16 protein-coding genes are annotated in these 17,423 nt (G+C 64.8%); 8 read left to right on the plus strand and 8 right to left on the minus strand.

Going from position 1 to position 17,423, the window contains the following annotated elements; genetic code table 11:
• From ggt to V8352_RS05270, 4 genes are all read left to right on the plus strand, one after another.
• On the plus strand, positions 1–1,755 hold the full coding sequence (gene ggt, locus V8352_RS05255) for a gamma-glutamyltransferase (RefSeq protein ID WP_336423215.1): 1,755 nt from the start codon (positions 1–3) through the stop codon (positions 1,753–1,755).
• A 90-nt stretch (positions 1,756–1,845) separates the two neighbouring features.
• Positions 1,846–3,036 carry a hypothetical protein gene (locus tag V8352_RS05260; RefSeq protein WP_336423216.1) on the plus strand — a complete coding sequence of 397 codons (1,191 nt, stop codon included), beginning with the start codon at positions 1,846–1,848 and terminating at the stop codon, positions 3,034–3,036.
• A gap of 151 nt (positions 3,037–3,187) precedes the next feature.
• On the plus strand, positions 3,188–3,865 hold the full coding sequence (locus tag V8352_RS05265; RefSeq protein ID WP_336423217.1) for a hypothetical protein: 678 nt from the start codon (positions 3,188–3,190) through the stop codon (positions 3,863–3,865).
• A gap of 134 nt (positions 3,866–3,999) precedes the next feature.
• The gene (locus V8352_RS05270; protein ID WP_336423218.1) at positions 4,000–6,507 is read left to right on the plus strand and encodes a GcvT family protein; all 2,508 of its coding nucleotides are present in this window, start codon (positions 4,000–4,002) and stop codon (positions 6,505–6,507) included.
• Positions 6,508–6,695: 188 nt separating this feature from the next.
• Here V8352_RS05270 and V8352_RS05275 read toward each other — a convergent pair whose 3' ends face one another.
• The 4 genes from V8352_RS05275 to V8352_RS05290 are packed head-to-tail and all read right to left on the minus strand — an operon-like array spanning position 6,696 to position 10,569.
• On the minus strand, positions 6,696–6,941 hold the full coding sequence (locus V8352_RS05275) for a MoaD/ThiS family protein (RefSeq protein WP_336423219.1): 246 nt from the start codon (positions 6,939–6,941) through the stop codon (positions 6,696–6,698).
• A 5-nt stretch (positions 6,942–6,946) separates the two neighbouring features.
• Entirely contained in the window at positions 6,947–9,190 is a 2,244-nt protein-coding gene (locus V8352_RS05280) for a xanthine dehydrogenase family protein molybdopterin-binding subunit (protein ID WP_336423220.1), read from the minus strand.
• Between the two features lies 1 nt (position 9,191).
• Positions 9,192–9,668 carry a (2Fe-2S)-binding protein gene (locus tag V8352_RS05285; protein ID WP_336423221.1) on the minus strand — a complete coding sequence of 159 codons (477 nt, stop codon included), beginning with the start codon at positions 9,666–9,668 and terminating at the stop codon, positions 9,192–9,194.
• Positions 9,669–9,705: 37 nt separating this feature from the next.
• Entirely contained in the window at positions 9,706–10,569 is an 864-nt protein-coding gene (locus V8352_RS05290) for an FAD binding domain-containing protein (protein ID WP_336423222.1), read from the minus strand.
• A gap of 233 nt (positions 10,570–10,802) precedes the next feature.
• Here V8352_RS05290 and V8352_RS05295 point away from each other — a divergent pair, with 233 nt between their 5' ends.
• From V8352_RS05295 to V8352_RS05305, 3 genes are read left to right on the plus strand one after another with little or no spacing between them, the layout of a single operon-like run.
• Entirely contained in the window at positions 10,803–11,507 is a 705-nt protein-coding gene (locus V8352_RS05295) for an ABC transporter permease (RefSeq protein ID WP_336423223.1), read from the plus strand.
• Entirely contained in the window at positions 11,504–12,217 is a 714-nt protein-coding gene (locus V8352_RS05300) for an ATP-binding cassette domain-containing protein (RefSeq protein ID WP_442970966.1), read from the plus strand. Before V8352_RS05295 ends, V8352_RS05300 begins: the two co-directional genes overlap by 4 nt.
• A gap of 35 nt (positions 12,218–12,252) precedes the next feature.
• A complete protein-coding gene (locus V8352_RS05305; protein WP_336423224.1) occupies positions 12,253–13,095 on the plus strand; it encodes a substrate-binding domain-containing protein in 843 nt (280 codons plus the stop codon).
• Between the two features lie 16 nt (positions 13,096–13,111).
• Here the strand turns inward: V8352_RS05305 and V8352_RS05310 are convergent, their stop codons facing one another.
• Entirely contained in the window at positions 13,112–13,657 is a 546-nt protein-coding gene (locus tag V8352_RS05310; protein ID WP_336423225.1) for an RNA polymerase sigma factor, read from the minus strand.
• 277 nt (positions 13,658–13,934) lie between these two features.
• Here V8352_RS05310 and V8352_RS05315 point away from each other — a divergent pair, with 277 nt between their 5' ends.
• The gene (locus V8352_RS05315) at positions 13,935–14,171 is read left to right on the plus strand and encodes an EF-hand domain-containing protein (RefSeq protein ID WP_336423226.1); all 237 of its coding nucleotides are present in this window, start codon (positions 13,935–13,937) and stop codon (positions 14,169–14,171) included.
• Between the two features lie 228 nt (positions 14,172–14,399).
• Here V8352_RS05315 and V8352_RS05320 read toward each other — a convergent pair whose 3' ends face one another.
• From V8352_RS05320 to rocF, 3 genes are read right to left on the minus strand one after another with little or no spacing between them, the layout of a single operon-like run.
• Complete coding sequence (locus V8352_RS05320) at positions 14,400–15,455, minus strand: ornithine cyclodeaminase (protein WP_336423227.1); 1,056 nt, start codon at positions 15,453–15,455, stop codon at positions 14,400–14,402.
• The gene (gene ctlX / locus V8352_RS05325) at positions 15,452–16,399 is read right to left on the minus strand and encodes a citrulline utilization hydrolase CtlX (protein ID WP_336423228.1); all 948 of its coding nucleotides are present in this window, start codon (positions 16,397–16,399) and stop codon (positions 15,452–15,454) included. The genes V8352_RS05320 and ctlX overlap by 4 nt, the downstream gene beginning before the upstream one ends.
• On the minus strand, positions 16,396–17,325 hold the full coding sequence (gene rocF / locus V8352_RS05330; protein ID WP_336423229.1) for an arginase: 930 nt from the start codon (positions 17,323–17,325) through the stop codon (positions 16,396–16,398). Before rocF ends, ctlX begins: the two co-directional genes overlap by 4 nt.
• Between the last annotated feature and the right edge of the window lie 98 nt (positions 17,326–17,423).

Consider the following 17,423-nt stretch of genomic DNA (forward strand, 5'->3'; position numbering starts at 1 on the left):
ATGCGCGCGCTGCTGATCGCGCTGATATTTGCTGCGACGGGGGTCATGAATGCCGTCGGCGCAGCGGCGCAGCAAGCTGCGGATGGTGTCGCGCCGGAGGTGGGCGGCTTTGACAGGGCAAGTGCCAGCGCGCCGGTTGAGGCCGACGACTGGATGATCGTCACCGCCCATACGCTCGCCAGCCGCGCGGGCGCGCGGGTGCTGGGGCAGGGTGGCAGCGCGGCGGACGCGATGATCGCGGCTCAGTTGGTGCTGGGCCTCGTGGAGCCGCAAAGCTCGGGGCTGGGCGGCGGTGCCTTTCTCGTCTGGTGGGATGCAAAAAAACGCGCCCTCACCACGCTCGACGGGCGCGAGACGGCGCCGCAAGGCGCGACGCCGCTTTTGTTTCAAAACGACGCGGGCCAGCCCATGGACTTTTTCGATGCTGTCGTCGGCGGCCGCTCGGTCGGTGTGCCGGGCACGCCCATGCTGCTGGACGAGGTGCATGCGCGCTGGGGGCGGCTGGGCTGGGCGGACCTCTTTACCGAGGCGCAAGAGCATGCGGAGCGCGGTTTTGAGGTCAGCCCGCGCATGGCCGCCTCGATTGCCGCCAATGCCGATACACTGGAACGTTTTGCAGCCACGCGCGCATATTTCCTGCCCGGCGGTCGCGCCTTGCAGGCTGGCGATCTGCTGCGCAATCCGGCCTATGCGCAAACGCTGGCGACTTTTGCCGCCGAGGGGGCCGCGCCGTTCTACACTGGCGATATAGCCCGTCAGGTCATCGGCGCCGTGCAAGGTGCGCCGGGCAATCCCGGCACGCTCAGCCTGCTCGACATGGCGCTCTATACGGTCAAGGAGCGCGCGGCCGTTTGCGCGACCTACCGTAGCCATGATGTCTGCGGCATGGGGCCGCCGTCGTCGGGTGCGTTGGCGGTTGGTCAGACGTTGGGCGCGCTGGAGGCCTATGATCTGGCCGCGCTCGGCCCGGCTGCGCCCGAGGCGTGGCGTCTTATCGGTGATGCCAGCCGCCTCGCTTTTGCCGATCGGGGCCGCTATGTCGCCGACCCCGATTTCGTGCCCGTGCCGACGGAAGGCATGCTGGAGCCTGCCTATCTCGCGGAGCGGGGCGCGCTCTTGCAGGGTGATAGTGCGCTGAGCGACGTGCAGCCGGGCTCGCCTGACTTCGATCATGCGCTGATCTGGGCCGATGACAGGTCGATCGAGCTGCCCTCGACCTCGCATATCTCCATCGTTGATCGCTACGGCAATGCGCTCTCGATGACGACCACAATCGAGAATGCCTTTGGCTCGCGCCTGATGGCCTCGGGCTTCCTTCTGAACAACGAATTGACGGATTTCAGCTTTGCGAGCGTCGAGGCGGGCGTTCCCATCGCAAATGCCGCCGCGCCGGGCAAGCGGCCGCGCTCGTCCATGGCGCCGACGATCGTCCTCAAGGATGGCGCCCCGCGCCTTGTGATCGGCAGCCCCGGCGGCAGCAGGATTATCCCTTTCGTTGCGAATTCCATTGTCGCGCATCTTGATTGGGGCATGGATGCGCAGGCGATCACGGCGATGCCGCATCTGGTCAATCGCTTTGGCACCTATGACATCGAGGCGGGCACCGACGCCGAAGCATTGGCCGCGCCGCTGGAGGCGATGGGCTATGACACCGACGTGGGCGCGCTCAACTCCGGCCTGCACGCCATCGCCATCGGCGAGAGGCTGACGGGCGGGGCAGATCCGCGCCGCGAAGGGCTGGCCATAGGCGAATAGGGCGGGCACGAAAGCGCCATCCCAGCATCCTGAAATTGCCCTTGTTCCGGGCCATACCGGCGGCACCATAGGGATATCGAGGATGCCGCAGTGAATTATTTTGCCATTGGTTTCGGAGTGGTCGCGCTCACCGCGCTTGGCGCGATTGATTATGCCAATCAGGCGAATGCCGCCGGCCAGGCACCGGGGCAGTTTTCGCCCGGCGCCTATTTTGCCACGTATGGCGCGCGCGTCGAGGGCCTGCGCACAGCCCGCGCCGAAGCCGACGCCGCGTCCGAACGTGAGGAGCGTCGCAAGGCCGGCGCGCGGATCTTTCTGCCTGAGGCGCCAGAGGGCTGGACGCGCCGCGCATGGCTTGACGGTGACAACAGCGCCATCGAGAAAGCGCCGGACGAAGCGCAGCATGACGTGCCCGAAATTCTCAAGAACATGGGTGCCAAGAGCGCCCGCGCCAGCGAGGAGCGCCGTGACGCGCAGACGTGGGTCTATCAACGGGGCGAACAGATCATCGCCGTGCGGGCCGAATACAAGCCGCGCGAAGGCGCGCGCACGCTCGTTGGCGCGATGGGGGATACCTTGGCCGCCTTTCCGATCTTCGCCGACTCCGAAGGTTGGGACGTGATCGGTGGCGTTGCCTATGGGCGGCTGCCCGGCAAGCTTGGCGCGTCGTCGCAAATCTCGGGCAATGACACGCCTTTCATGGCCTATGAGGCCCCGATGGGGTTTCACGACAGCATTCGGCTGCGCATCGAGAGCAACGCCGAGGATGAGGCCGTCCTGCGCGATATCCTTGCGCGGATCGACTACGACGGCCTGAATGGCTTGCTTTCCTATCCGCTGGCCTATGTCGGCGTAAACGCGCCTCAGATCCCGCAGGATTCCGCGCCCGAGGTGGCGGGCATGATGCTGAAGCTGCATGGAGAATTGCTCGACCGCCGCAGCACCGCTGCGCAGGCGTGGATGGAGCGGGCGATAACGCCGGAAAACGTGATGAAAATGGCCCTGAACGAGATTGCCCATGGCTGGGGCGTCGGCAGCATCAAGGCGCTCGAACCGGAAGACCCTGCGCCAGAGGCGGACGGCCATGCAGAGATCGCTCCGAGCGCTCCTGCGGCGCCACTCAAGGCGATCAAATCCTTTGCCGGTTCCATCATGGGCGGCGGCAAGGCGCGCGCAAGTGCGCAGGCCGAGGAGACGCCCAAGGCCAAGCCGACGCGTCTGACCCTTTCGGGCGGCAGCAGTTGCCTCGAAGGCTCGGCGGGGAGATTCTGCCGCGACTGACGCGCCGCGCTGCTACCCTGAGACATTCGCCAAAGGCTGTGAACCAGTTCATCGGACTGACACTTTGGACGCGAGTGCCCCTTGGCATCCGGCCCGGATCGCGCGACGATGATGATCGGCGAGCCGGGCGTTGATTTTGGGGGCAAGAGGCATGATTCAGATCAGGAAGCTCTGGCTGAAGGCGGCAATTCTTCTCATGGCGCTTGCCGTGCTGGCCGGGTGCGCGCGCCCGCTGACCCAGAATGAGCGCCGGTTTGCCTCTGATATCATCGGACCCCGGCTGGATCTGGACGCGGTGCGCATCGCGCGCGGCTTTGCGCCCCTGCCGCCAGCGCCCGCAGCCCCTGACACCTCGGATGTGTATCCAATTGTCGAGGAAAACACTGTCACCGGCCTCTGCACCCGGTCGGCACCCGAGCCGCGCAGTGGCCCGCCGCCTGGCTGGGCATTGTGGAACCGGGTGCATTTCAGCCATGAATTCTATCGCGCCGATCTGGCCCCTGCGTGGCCCGAGGCGGCGCGCTTCCCCCAGGCGCTGGTGTTGGCGCACGAGCTGGTCCATGTCTGGCAATGGCAGAACCGTCACATCACCGGCTACCGCCCGGCGCGCGCTGCGCTGGAAAGCGTCATGACCATGGACCCCTATTTCTATGTGCCGGGGCCAGGGGCCAGCTTTCTCGATTTCGGATACGAGCAGCAGGCGTCCCTCCTTGAGGATTACCTCTGTCACGCGCTCTACGATCCCGCCGGGCCGCGCCGGGCCGAGCTGCGCCCGCTGCTGGCGCCGTACTTTCCGCTTGATCGCTTGGATGCGGCGCTGGGGCGATAGGGCGCGCGGGGCAGGGCCCTTGATGCGACATCGCGCGCCTTGTCGGTTTCGCGCCCCCTTTGGTCGGATGGGCTGCGCGCGCGGATGTGAAACTGATAGAACCGGGGCTGCAAATGCCATCGGAGTCGCAGCGCATGAAAACTCAAGTCAAAGCTCTTGTCGTCGGCGGTGGTGCCGTCGGCACGTCGATCGCCTATCACCTCGCGCGCGCCGGTTGGGATGACGTCATGCTGCTGGAGCGTGACGAGCTGACCTCGGGCTCCACTTGGCACGCGGCGGGCCTGCTGCCCTATTTCAACATGAGCTATGCGACCACCCATATTCACGACTATTCGATCAAATTCTACAAGACGCTCGAGGAAGAGACCGGCCTCAACGCAGGTTTTGCCGTGGTCGGCAACCTGCGCATGGCCCAGACCGAAGAGCGGATGGACGAGTATCGCCTTTATGCCTCCACCGCCGAGACCTGCGGCGTGCCCTACGAGTGGATGACGCCCGACCAGATCAAGGCAAAATGGCCGCTGATCCGTACCGATGACCTCAAGGGCGCGCTTTATCACCAGACGGACGGCTATATTAACCCTGCCGACGTCACCATGGCGATGGCCAAGGGCGCGCGTCAGCGCGGCGTGATGATCGAGCGGAAATGGCAGGCAGATGCCTTCCACTGGAACGGCGCCGCCTGGGAAGTGACCGCAACCAAGATGATCGAGAAGGGCGGTAACCTCGTGCCCTCGGACGAGCAGGTGGTGATCACCGCCGAACATGTCGTGACCGCCTCGGGCAACCATGCACAGCGCACCGCGAAAATGCTGGGCATCAAGATGCCCGCCATCCCGGTCGAGCATCAGTTCATCGTGATGGACCAAGACCCCGAGCTGGTCAAATTCCGCGCCGAGGGCAATGTGGAGCATCCCGTCATCCGCGACGCTGATGCGCAATCCTACGTGCGCGAAGAGCGCGGCGGCTGGATCCTGGGCGTCTATGAGCCGGGCGCGCCTGCGCGGTTCGAGCACGGCGTGCCGGACAGCTTCCGCGCCGACCTTTTCCAGCTGGATCTGGACCGGATCGAAGACCAATACATGGCCATGAACCATCGCATCCCCAGCTGCGAGGAATGCGGTCTCAAGGATGATTTCAACGGCCCCATCTGCTATACGCCCGATGGCAATCCGCTGGTCGGCCCCGCGCCGGGCCTGCGCAACATGTGGCTGGCCGAGGGCTTCAGCTTCGGCATCACGGCGGCGGGCGGGACCGGCTATTACCTCGCGCAGCTTATGGTCGAGGGCGAGGCCGCGATCGACATGGCAAGCCTCGATCCCAAGCGTTTTTCGTCGAACTGGATGACCACCGAGTTTGCCGCCCGCAAGAACGAAGAAGCCTACGAGCACGTCTACATCCTGCATCACCCCGACGAGGAGCGCCCCGCCTGCCGGCCGCTGCGCACGGCGCCCGCCTATGACCGGCAAAAGGCGCGCGGCGCGCAGTTCGGCTTCGTCAACGGATGGGAGCGACCAAATTACTTTGGCCCGCTGGACGCGCCCGACAATTTCGACCATGACGCGCGCAGCTTTCGCCGTGGCGGATGGTGGCAACATGCGGTGGACGAAGCGCGCGCCATCCGCGAGGGCGTCGGCCTGATCGATGCGACCGCTTTTTCCAAGCATGTCATCAAGGGGCCGGGCGCGACCCAGTTCCTGGATTGGTTCACCTGCAACAAGCTGCCACGCGTGGGCCGAATCAACCTGACCTATGCGCTGACCGCCCATGGTACGACGCGCACGGAATACACAATCGTGCGCACGGGCGAGAACACCTATTACCTCGTCTCCGCAGGCGCCTGGACCGAATATGACGCCGATTTCCTGCGCAAGGCTGCTGAGGACAAGATGGGCGATTTCGGCTACATTGAGATCCAGGACGTGACCACGCAATGGGGCGTCCTCGCCATCGCTGGGCCAAAGTCCCGCGACGTCTTGCGCGATGTGATCGTCGATGCCGACCCGGCCACGGCCCTGTCCAACAAGCGTTTCCCGTGGCTCAGCGCGCGGCAGATCGAACTGGGAATGTGTCCGACCAACGCCATTCGCGTCGCCTATACCGGCGAGCTGGGATGGGAGTTGCACCATCCGATGGAGATGCAGAACTACCTCTTCGACCTGCTGGAAAAGGCGGGCGAGCCGCACGGCATGAAGCTGGTCGGCGCGCGCGCTCAGAACTGGCTGCGTCAGGAGAAATCCTACCGCGCCTTCGGCAACGAGCTGGGCCGTGATGCCACGCCCCTTGAGGCCGATCTGCCGCGTTTTGTGGAACTGGACAAGGATTTCCACGGCAAGGCGGCTCTGGTCGAAACCGGGGTGCGCGCCAAATGCTGCACCTTCCTGATTGATGGGCCGGACGACGCCGACCCGTGGGGCCGTGAAGTGCTTTACACCCAAGCTGGTGAGCGGGTCGGCCGCCTGACCTCGGGCGGCTACTCGGTCGCTTTTGGCAAAAGCATCGGCATGGGCTATGTCAGGCCCGAACTCGCAGAGGTCGGCACGACCCTCAAGGTCAAGATCACGGACCAGCTCTGGGATGCGGTCGTGACCGAGGACAGCCCGTATGATCCCAAGAACGAGACGATCCGCAAGGACGGCTGAGGAATCATTCCCCCGGCGCGGCAAGGGGCCGGGGGGCCACTCCCAAACTTCATCTTGGTAAAAATACTCAGTTTCAACATTCGCACCAGCACGCCCTCGCGGGCCACAGTGCGCCAGGAAACTGCGAATGATCCTGCCAAGGGCCGTTCACGGCTCTTTGCGTGCAACCTGCTGCCTTGGTGCTGGACTCAGCCGCCCTTCATATAAGGCATCAGCACCACTTCGCTGTCATGCTTCACCTCGGTAAACCAAGAATTGCGATAGACCAGCCCATCTACCGCGAGGCTGACCCCGCGGTCGATCTGCGGTTTCAACGCCGGATATTTTGCGGCAAGTGCGTCCAGCAACTCCTTGAAGTTGCTGGCTTCCACCTCCACGGTCTCATGCCCCTCCGCCAAATCGCGGAGCGAGCCCCAGAGTTTTACAGACACCATGGCGATTACGCCTTCGCCATGATCGCCTTGAGGATCTTGGGCGGCGACATGGGCAGTTCGTGCAAGCGCACGCCGACAGCCCGGCTGACGGCATTCGAGAGCGCGGCCAGTGGCGGCACAATGGGCGTCTCGCCCACCCCGCGCACACCGTAGGGGTGGCCGGGGTTGGGGATCTCGAGGATCACCGTGTCGATGTTGGGCAGGTCCGAGGCGACGGGGATACGGTAGTCAAGGAAGCCCGCGTTTTGCAAAAGCCCGTCCTCGTCATAGATGTATTCCTCGTTCAGCGCCCAGCCGATGCCCTGCACCGCGCCGCCCTGCATCTGGCCCTCGACATAGTCGGGATGCACCGCCTTGCCCGCATCCTGAAATACCGTGTAGCGCAGGACGCGAGTGCTGCCGGTCTCAGGGTCGACCTCGACATCGGCCAGATGCACACCAAAGCTGACGCCTGCACCCTCTGCGTTGACCTCGAAATGGCCTGCGATGGGCCCGCCGGTTTCCGATGAGATCGCGGCAATCTCGGCCAGTGTCATCGGCTCAAAATCGCCCGCATTCGGACCCGAGGGTTTGGCCGCGCCATCCTCCCAGATGACTGCATCTTCGTCGATGCCCCAGATCTTGGCGACGCGGGCGCACATCACGCCAATGGCGTCCCGCGCGGCGTTGATCGTGGCCAGGCCCACGGCGAAGGTCACGCGGCTGCCATCCGTCACGTCGTTCTGGCCCAGCGAGCTGGTGTCGGTGATGACCGTGCGCACTTTCTCATAGGGTACGCCCAGCTCTTCGGCGGCCATCATGCTGATCGAGGCGCGGCTGCCGCCGATATCGGGGTTGCCCTCGGTCACGCTGATGGTGCCATCGGCATTTATCGCGAGCGAGACCGAGGTGTTGCCGCCAAAGTTGAACCAGAATCCGCAGGAAAGGCCGCGGCCCTGATTCTCGCCCAAGGGCGCGTGGTAGTGATTGTGCTCCTTGGCCGCCTCCAGCGTCGCCTTGAGGCCGATCTGATCGAAGGTCACGCCATAGGACGCCTTGGTGCCGGCATCAGCTGCGTTCATGATCCGCACATCGAGCGGATCGAGGTCCAGTTTCTGGCAGAGCTCGTCCACGACGCTTTCGACCGCATAGATTGCCATCGGGGCGCCCGGCGCGCGGTAGGCGGCCTGACGTGGCCGGTTGGTCATCGCGTTCCAGCCTTGGGTGCGCACTGCTTCGAGGTCGTAGGCGGCAAAGGCGCTTTGCGCGCCCATATCGACGGTATCGCACGGGAACGCGCCGCCCTGGTAGCGCAGCTTGGCGTCAGCGGCAGTGATCCGGCCGTCCTTGGTCATGCCGATGCGCACGTCGATCGACGAGGATACGGTGGGCCCGGTCGCGCGAAAGACATCGACGCGGCTCATCACGATCTTGACGGGGCGCCCCGATTTGCGGCTCAGCGCCAGTGCGACAGGCTCGATAAAGACGGTGGTCTTGCCACCGAAACCGCCGCCGATCTCTGATGCGGTGACGCGCAGCTGGCTGCCCTCCATCCCCATGATGCCCGCGCAAAGATCGCGCACCAGATACTGGCCTTGGGTCGTGCACCACAGGTCGGCCTTGCCGTCATTGCCGTAGGAGGCAAGGCAGGCATGCGGCTCGATATAGCCCTGATGCGTGGCGGCGGTGGTAAAGCTACGCTCGATGATGGTGTCGGCGCGGGCGAATCCGGCCTCCAGATCGCCGTGACCGAACTCGCAATAATGCGTGACATTGGGGCCCGAGCCTGCGGGCACGCTTTCATCCGCGCGGGCCTCTTGCACGACGGGCGCGTCCGGTTTCATCGCATCGTCCACGTCGATCACGTGGGGCAGGGGCGTGTAGTCGACCTTGATCAGCTTGAGCGCCGCCTTGGCCGTCGCCATGTCCTTGGCCGCGACGGCGGCGACGGGGTGCCCGTCGTAAAGCACCTTGCCCCGCGCAAGGCAGTTGTCTTGCACATCGCGCAGGCCATCGTCCTCGGGCACGCCCCAATCGGCGGAGGTCACGACGGCCTTCACGCCGGGCAGGGCCAGCGCCTCGCTCGCGTCGATGCTGTTGATGGTGGCATGGGCGTGTGGGCTGCGCAGGATCAGGCCGACCTGCATCCCCGGCACATTGAAGTCCGCGCCATAAAGCGCACGGCCCGTTACCTTGTCGACGCCGTCGGGACGCGCGACGCGTGTCCCGACGACCTTGAAATCGGCCTTGGTCTGGGATTGGAAGTTCATGTCATGCGCCTCTCATGTCGGCGGCTGCGATCTGAACAGCCTTGATGATCTTGTCATAGCCGGTGCAGCGGCAAAGATTGCCGGCCAGCCAATAGCGGATCTCGGTGTCGGTCGGGTCGGGATTGCGCTCCAGCAGGTTTTTCGCCGCGACCAGGATGCCCGGCGTGCAGATCCCGCATTGCAACGCGGCATGGTCGATGAAGGCCTGTTGCAGCGGGTGCAGACCCTCGCCGATGGCCATGCCCTCGACCGTCTTGATCTGCGCGCCCTCGGCCTCGGCGCCCAGGACGAGGCAGGAACACACGAGGCGCCCGTCCATCTCGACGGTGCAGGCGCCGCAATCGCCCGTGCCGCAGCCTTCCTTGGCGCCGCTCAGGCCCAGGCGATTGCGCAGGCTGTCCAGCAGCGTTTCCTCGGGGGCGCAGACAAATTCGGCTTCGTCGCCGTTGATGGTGGTGGATACGTGGATGTGTTTCATATGTAGCTCTCCGGGCCGTCTTTCAGGCCACTGAATTTCAGGCGCGCTCAGCGGCGCGGCTCATGGCGATATGGGCGGCACGCTTGGCCAGAACGCCCGCGACGGTGGTGCGGAACGCGACCGTGCCGCGCTTGTCGTCGATGGGGTTGCAGGCGGCCTCGCAGGCCTTGACCATCGCGGCGATGGCCGGATCCTCCAGCTTGGAGCCGGTGATGGCCGCTGCCGCGTCCGGCACCAGCACGACGCGCGGCCCGACGGCCCCCAGCGCGATGCGCGCCGATTTGATCGTGCCATCCTCGGCCAATTCGATGCTCGCGCCCGCGGATGCAACGGCGATGTCCATCTCGGTGCGCGGAATGAAGCGCAGATAGGCGTCCGATGCCGCCTTGGGGCGCGCGGGCAGAAAGACCGAACTGACGAATTCGCCCTTGCCCAGCACGGTCTTGCCAGGGCCAGTCACGAAGTCCTCGACCGGGCAGTCGCGCGCACCCTCAGGCCCCTCGATCCGCGCGACGGCAGCGGCGGCGATCATCGCAGGCACGCTATCGGCGGCCGGGCCACCATTGCAGAGGTTGCCGACCATGGTGCAGCGCCCTTGGATCTGGGTTGAGCCGATCAGCTCGCAAGCCTCCACCACGCCGGGCCACATTGCTCGCGCGCCCTCATGCTCGCCCAGCTGTTGGCCGGATACGCCCGCGCCGATGCGCAAGCCGCCATCCTCGGCGGAGATGTCGCGCATGCCGGTCAGATGCTTGATGTCGACGATCATCTCGGGCTCGGTCATCCCCGCCCGCAGCTGCACCAACAGATCGGTGCCGCCGCCGAGGATGCGGGCCGCCCCTTCGTTGCGCGCGAGGAGATCGGAGGCCTCGGCTGCGGTTTGCGGTTTCATGTATTGCATAGCTTGCTCCATGGATTGTGCGTGGACGCGGACGGGCGCACCCGTTTGTCGCGATAACCGCACGCTGGCTTTGGGCCTGAGTAAACCTCAATCGGCGCGCGCCCGCAATGGATGCGGCCCGAAAATCACGCGGCCTTTTGCGTGTGGGCGTTCGCAACTCGATCTTGCAAGCTGTGCTGCCGCCCCATACGGGTGGTGCGGCAATCACCGGGCAAGGCGGCGGACCTGAGCGCATGAACGATATTTGGGAGGGGCTGGCGCAGGCGGCTTGGCTGATCTTCAGCCTCGATGCCGATCTTGTCGAGATCGCGTGGCGCAGCCTGCGCGTGACGGGCGCCGCGCTGCTGATCGCATGCCTCATCGCGCTTCCGCTGGCCGCGTTTCTGGCGGTGCAGCGGTTTCGCTGGCGGCGCGGCACGATTGCGGTGCTCAACGCGATGATGGGTCTGCCGCCCGTGGTGGTCGGTCTAATCGTCTACGTGCTTTTGTCGCGCGCGGGGCCGTTTGGCGTGCTGGGCCTGCTCTTTACGCCGACGGCGATGATCATTGCACAGGTGATCATCATCGTGCCGCTCATAGCATCCATCGCGCATCAATCGCTGCGCGAGCTCTGGGCCGAGTATCACGATCTGCTGATTTCAATGAATGCCACGCGGACGCAGCGCATCGCGGCGCTTTTGCATGACGGGCGCCGCGCTCTTCTGACGGCGGCGCTGGCGGGCTTCGGGCGCGGTGTGGGCGAGGTTGGCGCGATCATGGTCGTGGGCGGCAATATCGACCATGCGACAAGGGTGATGACCACGGCCATCGCACTCGAGACGGGCAAGGGCAATTTCGCGCTGGCGCTGGCGCTTGGCTTTATTTTGATCGCACTTTCGATCGCGATCAACCTTGCCATCCACGCGCTCAGCCGGACCGAGACGGGGGGCCGTTGGTGAGCGCGCTGTTGCCCCTCTGCATGTCTGGCGGCGCCATCCACCGGCGCGCCAAACGCCTGATCGGGCCGATTGATCTGCGGCTCGACGGGCAGGGTATCACCGCCGTGATCGGGCCAAATGGCGCCGGAAAATCGACTCTACTCAAGGCGCTCCACGGGCTCGACCGGCTGAGCGAGGGCACGCTGAGCTGGAATTGCGGGCGCACCGAGGCGCTGCACCGGCAGGCTTTTGTCTTTCAGGCGCCGGTCATGCTGCGCCGGTCGGTCATCGACAATCTGGCCTTTCCGCTGCGCCTTGGGGGGGCGCCGCGCCGCGCCGCGCGCGCAGCGGCATCGGAGTGGTGCGCGCGCATTGGCCTTGTCGGGATGGAGGGGCGCGCGGCGACGGTCCTTTCGGGCGGCGAAAAGCAGAAACTGGCCCTTGCGCGGGCGCTCATCACCGGGCCGGAGCTATTGTTTCTGGACGAGCCATCGGCCTCGCTGGATGGGCGCGCGACGCGCGAGATCGAGGCGCTCTTGCATCTTGCGGCGGGTGCGGGAACGCGTATCGTGATGGCGACACATGACATGGGGCAGGCAAGGCGCCTCGCCCGAGAGGTGATATTCCTGCGCGGCGGCACGATTGTCGAGCGTGCCGCCGCCCCCGAGTTCTTCGATGCGCCCATTACCGAGGCGGCGCGCGCCTTTCTGGCAGGCGATATCGTCGATTGACCCCTGACGCGCGCGATAGCAAAGGAGCTTTCCGTATGCAGATTCCTAAGTTCAGCGCGGCATTGGTATTCGGCATTGCCACGTCCCTGACCGCGCAGGCGGTGCAGGCCGAAGAAATGCGACTGGCCGTCACGACCAGTTTTCACAATTCCGGCCTTGCAGAAGTGCTCTTGCCCGAGATCAGGAAGGATACCGGGATAGACGTTGATCTGCTGGTCGTCGGCACGGGCCAGGCGGTCAAGCTCGGCGAGACGGGGGACGTGGATGCGATTCTCGTCCATGCCAAATCCGCCGAGGAGGCCTTTGTCGAGGCCGGGCATGGCACCCACCGCCGCGAGATTATGTATAATGATTTCGTCATCATCGGACCCGAGTCCGATCCCGCAGGCGCGGCCGATGCGGATGGCGCCGCCAATGCCCTTGCGGCAATCGCGGAGGCCAACGCGCCCTTCGTCAGCCGCGGTGATGACAGCGGCACGCACAAGACCGAGTTGAGCCTCTGGGACGCCGCCGGTATCGACGTCGGCACTGCGGTCGATTGGTACAAGCCCGTCGGCGCAGGGATGGGTGCTGCGCTGAATACCGCGTCGGGCATGGGCGCCTATGTGCTGTCGGACCGCGCGAGCTGGCTCAACTTTGGCAACAAGGGCGATCTGGCGCTGCTGTTTGCCGGGGATCCGGAATTGTTCAACCAGTACTCCTACCTGCCGGTCCACCCGGACAAGGGCGACTACATCAAGAGCGATCTGGCCGAAGAGCTTGAGGTCTGGCTGACCAGCGCGCGCGCCAAGGAGCTGATCGACAGCTACAGTGTGGCGGGCGAGCGGCTCTTCACGTTCAACGCGGCCGTGGCGGATCGCTCGAACGCCGCCGAGTGATCTGGCCGTGCGATCATCAGAAAAGGCTCGCAACCGGCGCGGCGGGGGCGAGGTCCATGTCGCGCCGTAGCTGTGCGCGGGCGCGGGCCAGTCGCGACATAACGGTGTTTCTTGGGCATCCCGTCTGGCCTGCAAGGGCCGCCGGGCTGGTTTCACCCGCCATCACGAGGGCGATCAGCGCCGCCTGATCGCCGGGCAGGCGGGCTATGGCGCTCTTCAGATCGCTGAGTGCGAGGCTTGCGAAAACCTCGGGCGGGATGCTGGGTGCGTCCTCTTCGTTCAGATGCAGATGAGGCGCTCGGCGCAGGCTTTGTCGATAGAGGTTGCGCAGGGCCGCGCGCCCGTAGGCGCGAACATCGGCCACATTGGCCAGATCCCCGCGCCGCCGCCAAAGGCGCAAGAGTGTCTCTTGCGCAAGGTCCTGCGCCTCGGCCTCGCTGCCTGCAAGCCGGCGGGCAAGGCGCATCAGATCGGGGTGGAGCGCGACGAGCGTCTGGGCGTCACAGGCAGGCCGGGTGCCGCGTGCTCTATCTGGCAGGGGCTCGGACTGAGAATGGGGCATACTGGGCATCTTGGGGCAAACTCCGGGTGGCGAATTCTTCTCCGCAGACACTGCCAGCAATTCGCGATCCGGCAATCCCGGGCATTTCCGCCGATGCACGCTGAGGCCCCTTTTTGCGCGAAGTGGCGCCGAGCGTGCGCGGCGCATCGGCGATGTGCCGCCACATGCCACGCCCGGCCCGAAGGACAGGGACGCGATCGCCCCAGCCGGCGTCTTGCAAGGTGAAGCGGGCAATAGTGCCCCTTCTCAAGATCAAAAGTCTCCAAGGAGAAAACATATGACCAAGTACATCGCATTCGCCCTCGGCATGGGCGCACTGGCCACCAGCGCATTCGCCGACATGTCCAGCGTGGACACCAATGGCGACGGCATGGCGACCATGGACGAGGTGCAGGCAGTCTATCCCGAAATGACCGCTGAAGAGTTCAGCGAGATCGACGCCAACGGTGACGGTGCGATTGACGAAACCGAGATGAGCGACGCGAAGGAGGCAGGCCTGCTGCCGAAGGAGTAAGCGCTTGCGGAGTGGCCCGGTGCGGTTATGGCAGCCGACCGGGCCGCTGTGGTTTTCCTCGGGCTCATGCTCTTTCTCCAACAGGCACACGGGGCCCGGAGGAAAGGTGGCCGCAGGGTGGCCCGCAGGGGCGGCTCTGCGGCGCCATATGACAGCCAAGAAAAATTTAAAAATGGCGCGACCCCCGGTGACATGGGGGCCGCGCCTTTTTTCGAAATCATGCCGGGCTTAGCTGGGCGTGGCGCGCCGCAGCATGCCGAAGAGGTCGCGTGGATCGTCAGGATCGGCCAGCATGTCGAGCGGCTGGTGAAACTCGGTCCCCTCGATCTGGGCGCGCACATAGCGCAGGGCGCTGAAATCCTCGGTGGCAAAGCCGACCGAGTCGAACAGCGTGATCTGACTTTCCGATGTGCGGCCCTTGGCCGTGCCATTCATCACCTGCCAGAGTTCGGTGACGGGGAAATCCTCGGGCATCTGCTGAATCTCGCCCTCGATGCGGGTCTGGGGCGGGAATTCGACGAACACGCTCGAGCGCTCGAGAATGGCGGGGGCCAGCTCGGTCTTGCCGGGGCAGTCGCCGCCGATGGCGTTGATATGCACGCCCGCGCCAACCATGTTGTCGGTCAGGATGGTGGCATATTGCTTGTCCGCGGTGCAGGTCGTGATGATCTGCGCGCCTTCCATGCTGGCCTCCGCGCTGTCGCACTCGATCACGTTCAGGCCCATCCCTGAGAGGTTCTTGGCCGCCTTTCTGGTCGCGGCCTTGTCGATGTCCCACAGCCGAACGGTCTTGATACCGACGATGGCCTTCATCGCTAGGCTCTGGAATTCGGACTGCGCACCGTTGCCGATCATCGCCATGGTATCGGCCCCCTTGGGCGCAAGGTATTTGGCGACAAGGGCCGAAGTGGCGGCCGTGCGCAGCGCCGTCAGCATCGTCATCTCGCTGAGCAGCACAGGGTATCCGTTGCCGACATTGGCCAGCAGGCCGAAGGCAGTGACCGTCTGCAACCCTTGCTTGGTATTGCTGGGATGGCCGTTGACATATTTGAAGCCGTAAACCTCGCCATCGGAGGTCGGCATCAACTCGATCACGCCTTCTTCGGAGTGGCTGGCGACGCGGGGCGTCTTGTCGAACAGCTCCCACCGCTTGAAGTCGTCTTCGATGTAGGTGGCCAGCCCCGCCAGCATCTCTTCGATACCGATGTGGTGGATCAGCTTCATCATGTTGTCGACGCTGACGAAGGGCACATAGGCCTTTTCGGAGGGGGAAAGGTTGCTCATTTGGGGGCCTTCTCGGGGTTTGAGTTGCGTTTGGCGAGGTGCAGACCGGCGATCATGCAGCGCACCGATCCTCCGGCGCTCTCGATTGTGGGGATGTCCAGCGGCACGATGCGTGCCGAACGCTCGATCAGGGCAATCTGGGAGCCATCCAGCGCGGCAAGCGCACGGGACGACATGGCCACCATCAGGCCGGTGGGTGTGCTCAGCTCGATGGCATTGCCGGCAAATTCCGCGATCTGGTGATGCGAAAGGTCGATGATGTCGCGGCCCGGCTCGGCCAGACGCTCGGCAATCTCGGCGCGGCGGCTGGCATTCTCGATCATGTCCAGTGACACCATCGCGAAATGCGTTCCGATCGTCATGATGACGTTGGTATGATAGACGGGCGCGCCGTCCTCGTCGATGGCGTCAAAAACCATCGGCTCGTATCCGAAGTTGGTGCAAAACCGCTCCAGCAGGATCGGATCGGCCCGGTGCGAGCGCGCGACATAGGCGATGCGCCCAATGTGGTCGATGACCATCGCGCCGGTGCCCTCAAGGGCCAGACCGTCTTGCTCGAGCCCAGAATAATCGGTCACGACCTGCACGCGGTATTCGTTTTTCAGCATTTCGAGCACATCGGCGCGGCGCTCGCGGCGGCGCGAGGGCACGAACATCGGATAAACGGCGATATGGCCGCCCGGATGGGTCGAGAACCAGTTGTTCGGAAAGACCGCATCGGGGGTGTCGTCCCGCTCGTCCTGAAAGACATGCACGCCCACGCCCACGCCCTCGGCGCGCAGCCGCGCGACGGCTGCGTCGAATTCGGACGCGGCATTCTGCGCCACATCTTCGGCCGCCAGCGCCGGGCGCGACTGAAACCGGTTGTCGGCTTCGGTTTCGGGGTTTGGACGAAACCGGTTGGGCCGGATCATCACCACGTGGGAGGGGGCCTGAACTGTCATGAAAAGGCCCGGGTCGGGCGATCAAAGACACGGCGGCCCAACGCCGAGGCGGCCAGATCGACCATCACCTGCGCGGTGCGTCCACGCTCGTCCAGAAAGGGGTTCAACTCGACCAGATCAAGCGAGGTCATGAGGCCAGAGTCGCATATGATCTCCATCGCCAGATGCCCCTCGCGCATCGTCGCACCGCCCGGCACGGTGGTGCCGACAGCAGGTGCGATGGACGGGTCCAGAAAATCGACATCCAGCGATACGTGCAGCATGCCGTTTGCCGCCTTCACATCGTCGAGGAAGTCGGAAAGGGGGCGCGCGATCCCGCTCTCATCGATGCTGCGCATGTCGTGAAACCGCACCTCGGAGGCCTGCATCGCCTCACGCTCGTCCGGGTCGACCGAGCGCAGGCCGAGCAGACAGATGTTCCGGTGCGGCACCGGATGGGCCACCTCGGGAAAGCCGTGAAAGCCGTCGCGCCCGGTGACATAGCCCAGGGGCGCGCCATGCAGATTGCCCGAAGCCGTGCTCTGCGGGGTATGGTAATCCGTATGCGCATCCAGCCACAGCACAAAAAGCGGGCGCCCCTCGCGCGCGGCATGGTTTGCTGCCCCAAGGACCGAGCCGAGCGCAAGGCCGTGATCGCCGCCAAGAAAAATCGGCAGGCCGCGGGGCAGCGCCTCTTCGGCAGCGCGGGCCAGCGCCGCGGTCCAACCGATCATCTCGGCCGGTTGGTGGACATGATCCGGCAGGTTGGCATGCGCTGTTGCGGCGTCGGGCGCGACATTGCCGATATCGAGCACCTCATGGCCCAGATCCGCCAGCGCCGCACCGATTCCGGCAGTGCGGTAGGCGTCCGGCCCCATGAGGCAGCCCTTGCGGTTTTTGCCAGCGTCCATCGGCGCGCCGATCAGAATGCATGTCTTGCCGGTCATGTCGCTCTCCTAAACTGTGTTGCCCGCAATGTGTTGCGCAAATGGGGTGGATGGAAGTGGACAAATTGCACAAATTGGAACAAGATTGGCCATAATGG

It is taken from the genome of Roseovarius sp. D0-M9 (assembly GCF_037083805.1).
Lineage (GTDB): Bacteria > Pseudomonadota > Alphaproteobacteria > Rhodobacterales > Rhodobacteraceae > Roseovarius.

What these genes read in the sequence shown, in the direction of transcription:
- V8352_RS05280 (WP_336423220.1), bottom strand. Translation starts at nt 9,190, where the DNA reads ATGAACTTCCAATCCCAGACCAAGGCCGATTTCAAGGTCGTCGGGACA.
- V8352_RS05265 (WP_336423217.1), top strand. Translation starts at nt 3,188, where the DNA reads ATGATTCAGATCAGGAAGCTCTGGCTGAAGGCGGCAATTCTTCTCATG.
- V8352_RS05270 (WP_336423218.1), top strand. Translation starts at nt 4,000, where the DNA reads ATGAAAACTCAAGTCAAAGCTCTTGTCGTCGGCGGTGGTGCCGTCGGC.
- V8352_RS05305 (WP_336423224.1), top strand. Translation starts at nt 12,253, where the DNA reads ATGCAGATTCCTAAGTTCAGCGCGGCATTGGTATTCGGCATTGCCACG.
- V8352_RS05310 (WP_336423225.1), bottom strand. Translation starts at nt 13,657, where the DNA reads ATGCCCCATTCTCAGTCCGAGCCCCTGCCAGATAGAGCACGCGGCACC.
- ggt (WP_336423215.1), top strand. Translation starts at nt 1, where the DNA reads ATGCGCGCGCTGCTGATCGCGCTGATATTTGCTGCGACGGGGGTCATG.
- V8352_RS05275 (WP_336423219.1), bottom strand. Translation starts at nt 6,941, where the DNA reads ATGGTGTCTGTAAAACTCTGGGGCTCGCTCCGCGATTTGGCGGAGGGG.
- V8352_RS05315 (WP_336423226.1), top strand. Translation starts at nt 13,935, where the DNA reads ATGACCAAGTACATCGCATTCGCCCTCGGCATGGGCGCACTGGCCACC.
- V8352_RS05290 (WP_336423222.1), bottom strand. Translation starts at nt 10,569, where the DNA reads ATGCAATACATGAAACCGCAAACCGCAGCCGAGGCCTCCGATCTCCTC.
- rocF (WP_336423229.1), bottom strand. Translation starts at nt 17,325, where the DNA reads ATGACCGGCAAGACATGCATTCTGATCGGCGCGCCGATGGACGCTGGC.
- V8352_RS05295 (WP_336423223.1), top strand. Translation starts at nt 10,803, where the DNA reads ATGAACGATATTTGGGAGGGGCTGGCGCAGGCGGCTTGGCTGATCTTC.
- V8352_RS05285 (WP_336423221.1), bottom strand. Translation starts at nt 9,668, where the DNA reads ATGAAACACATCCACGTATCCACCACCATCAACGGCGACGAAGCCGAA.
- V8352_RS05320 (WP_336423227.1), bottom strand. Translation starts at nt 15,455, where the DNA reads ATGAGCAACCTTTCCCCCTCCGAAAAGGCCTATGTGCCCTTCGTCAGC.
- ctlX (WP_336423228.1), bottom strand. Translation starts at nt 16,399, where the DNA reads ATGACAGTTCAGGCCCCCTCCCACGTGGTGATGATCCGGCCCAACCGG.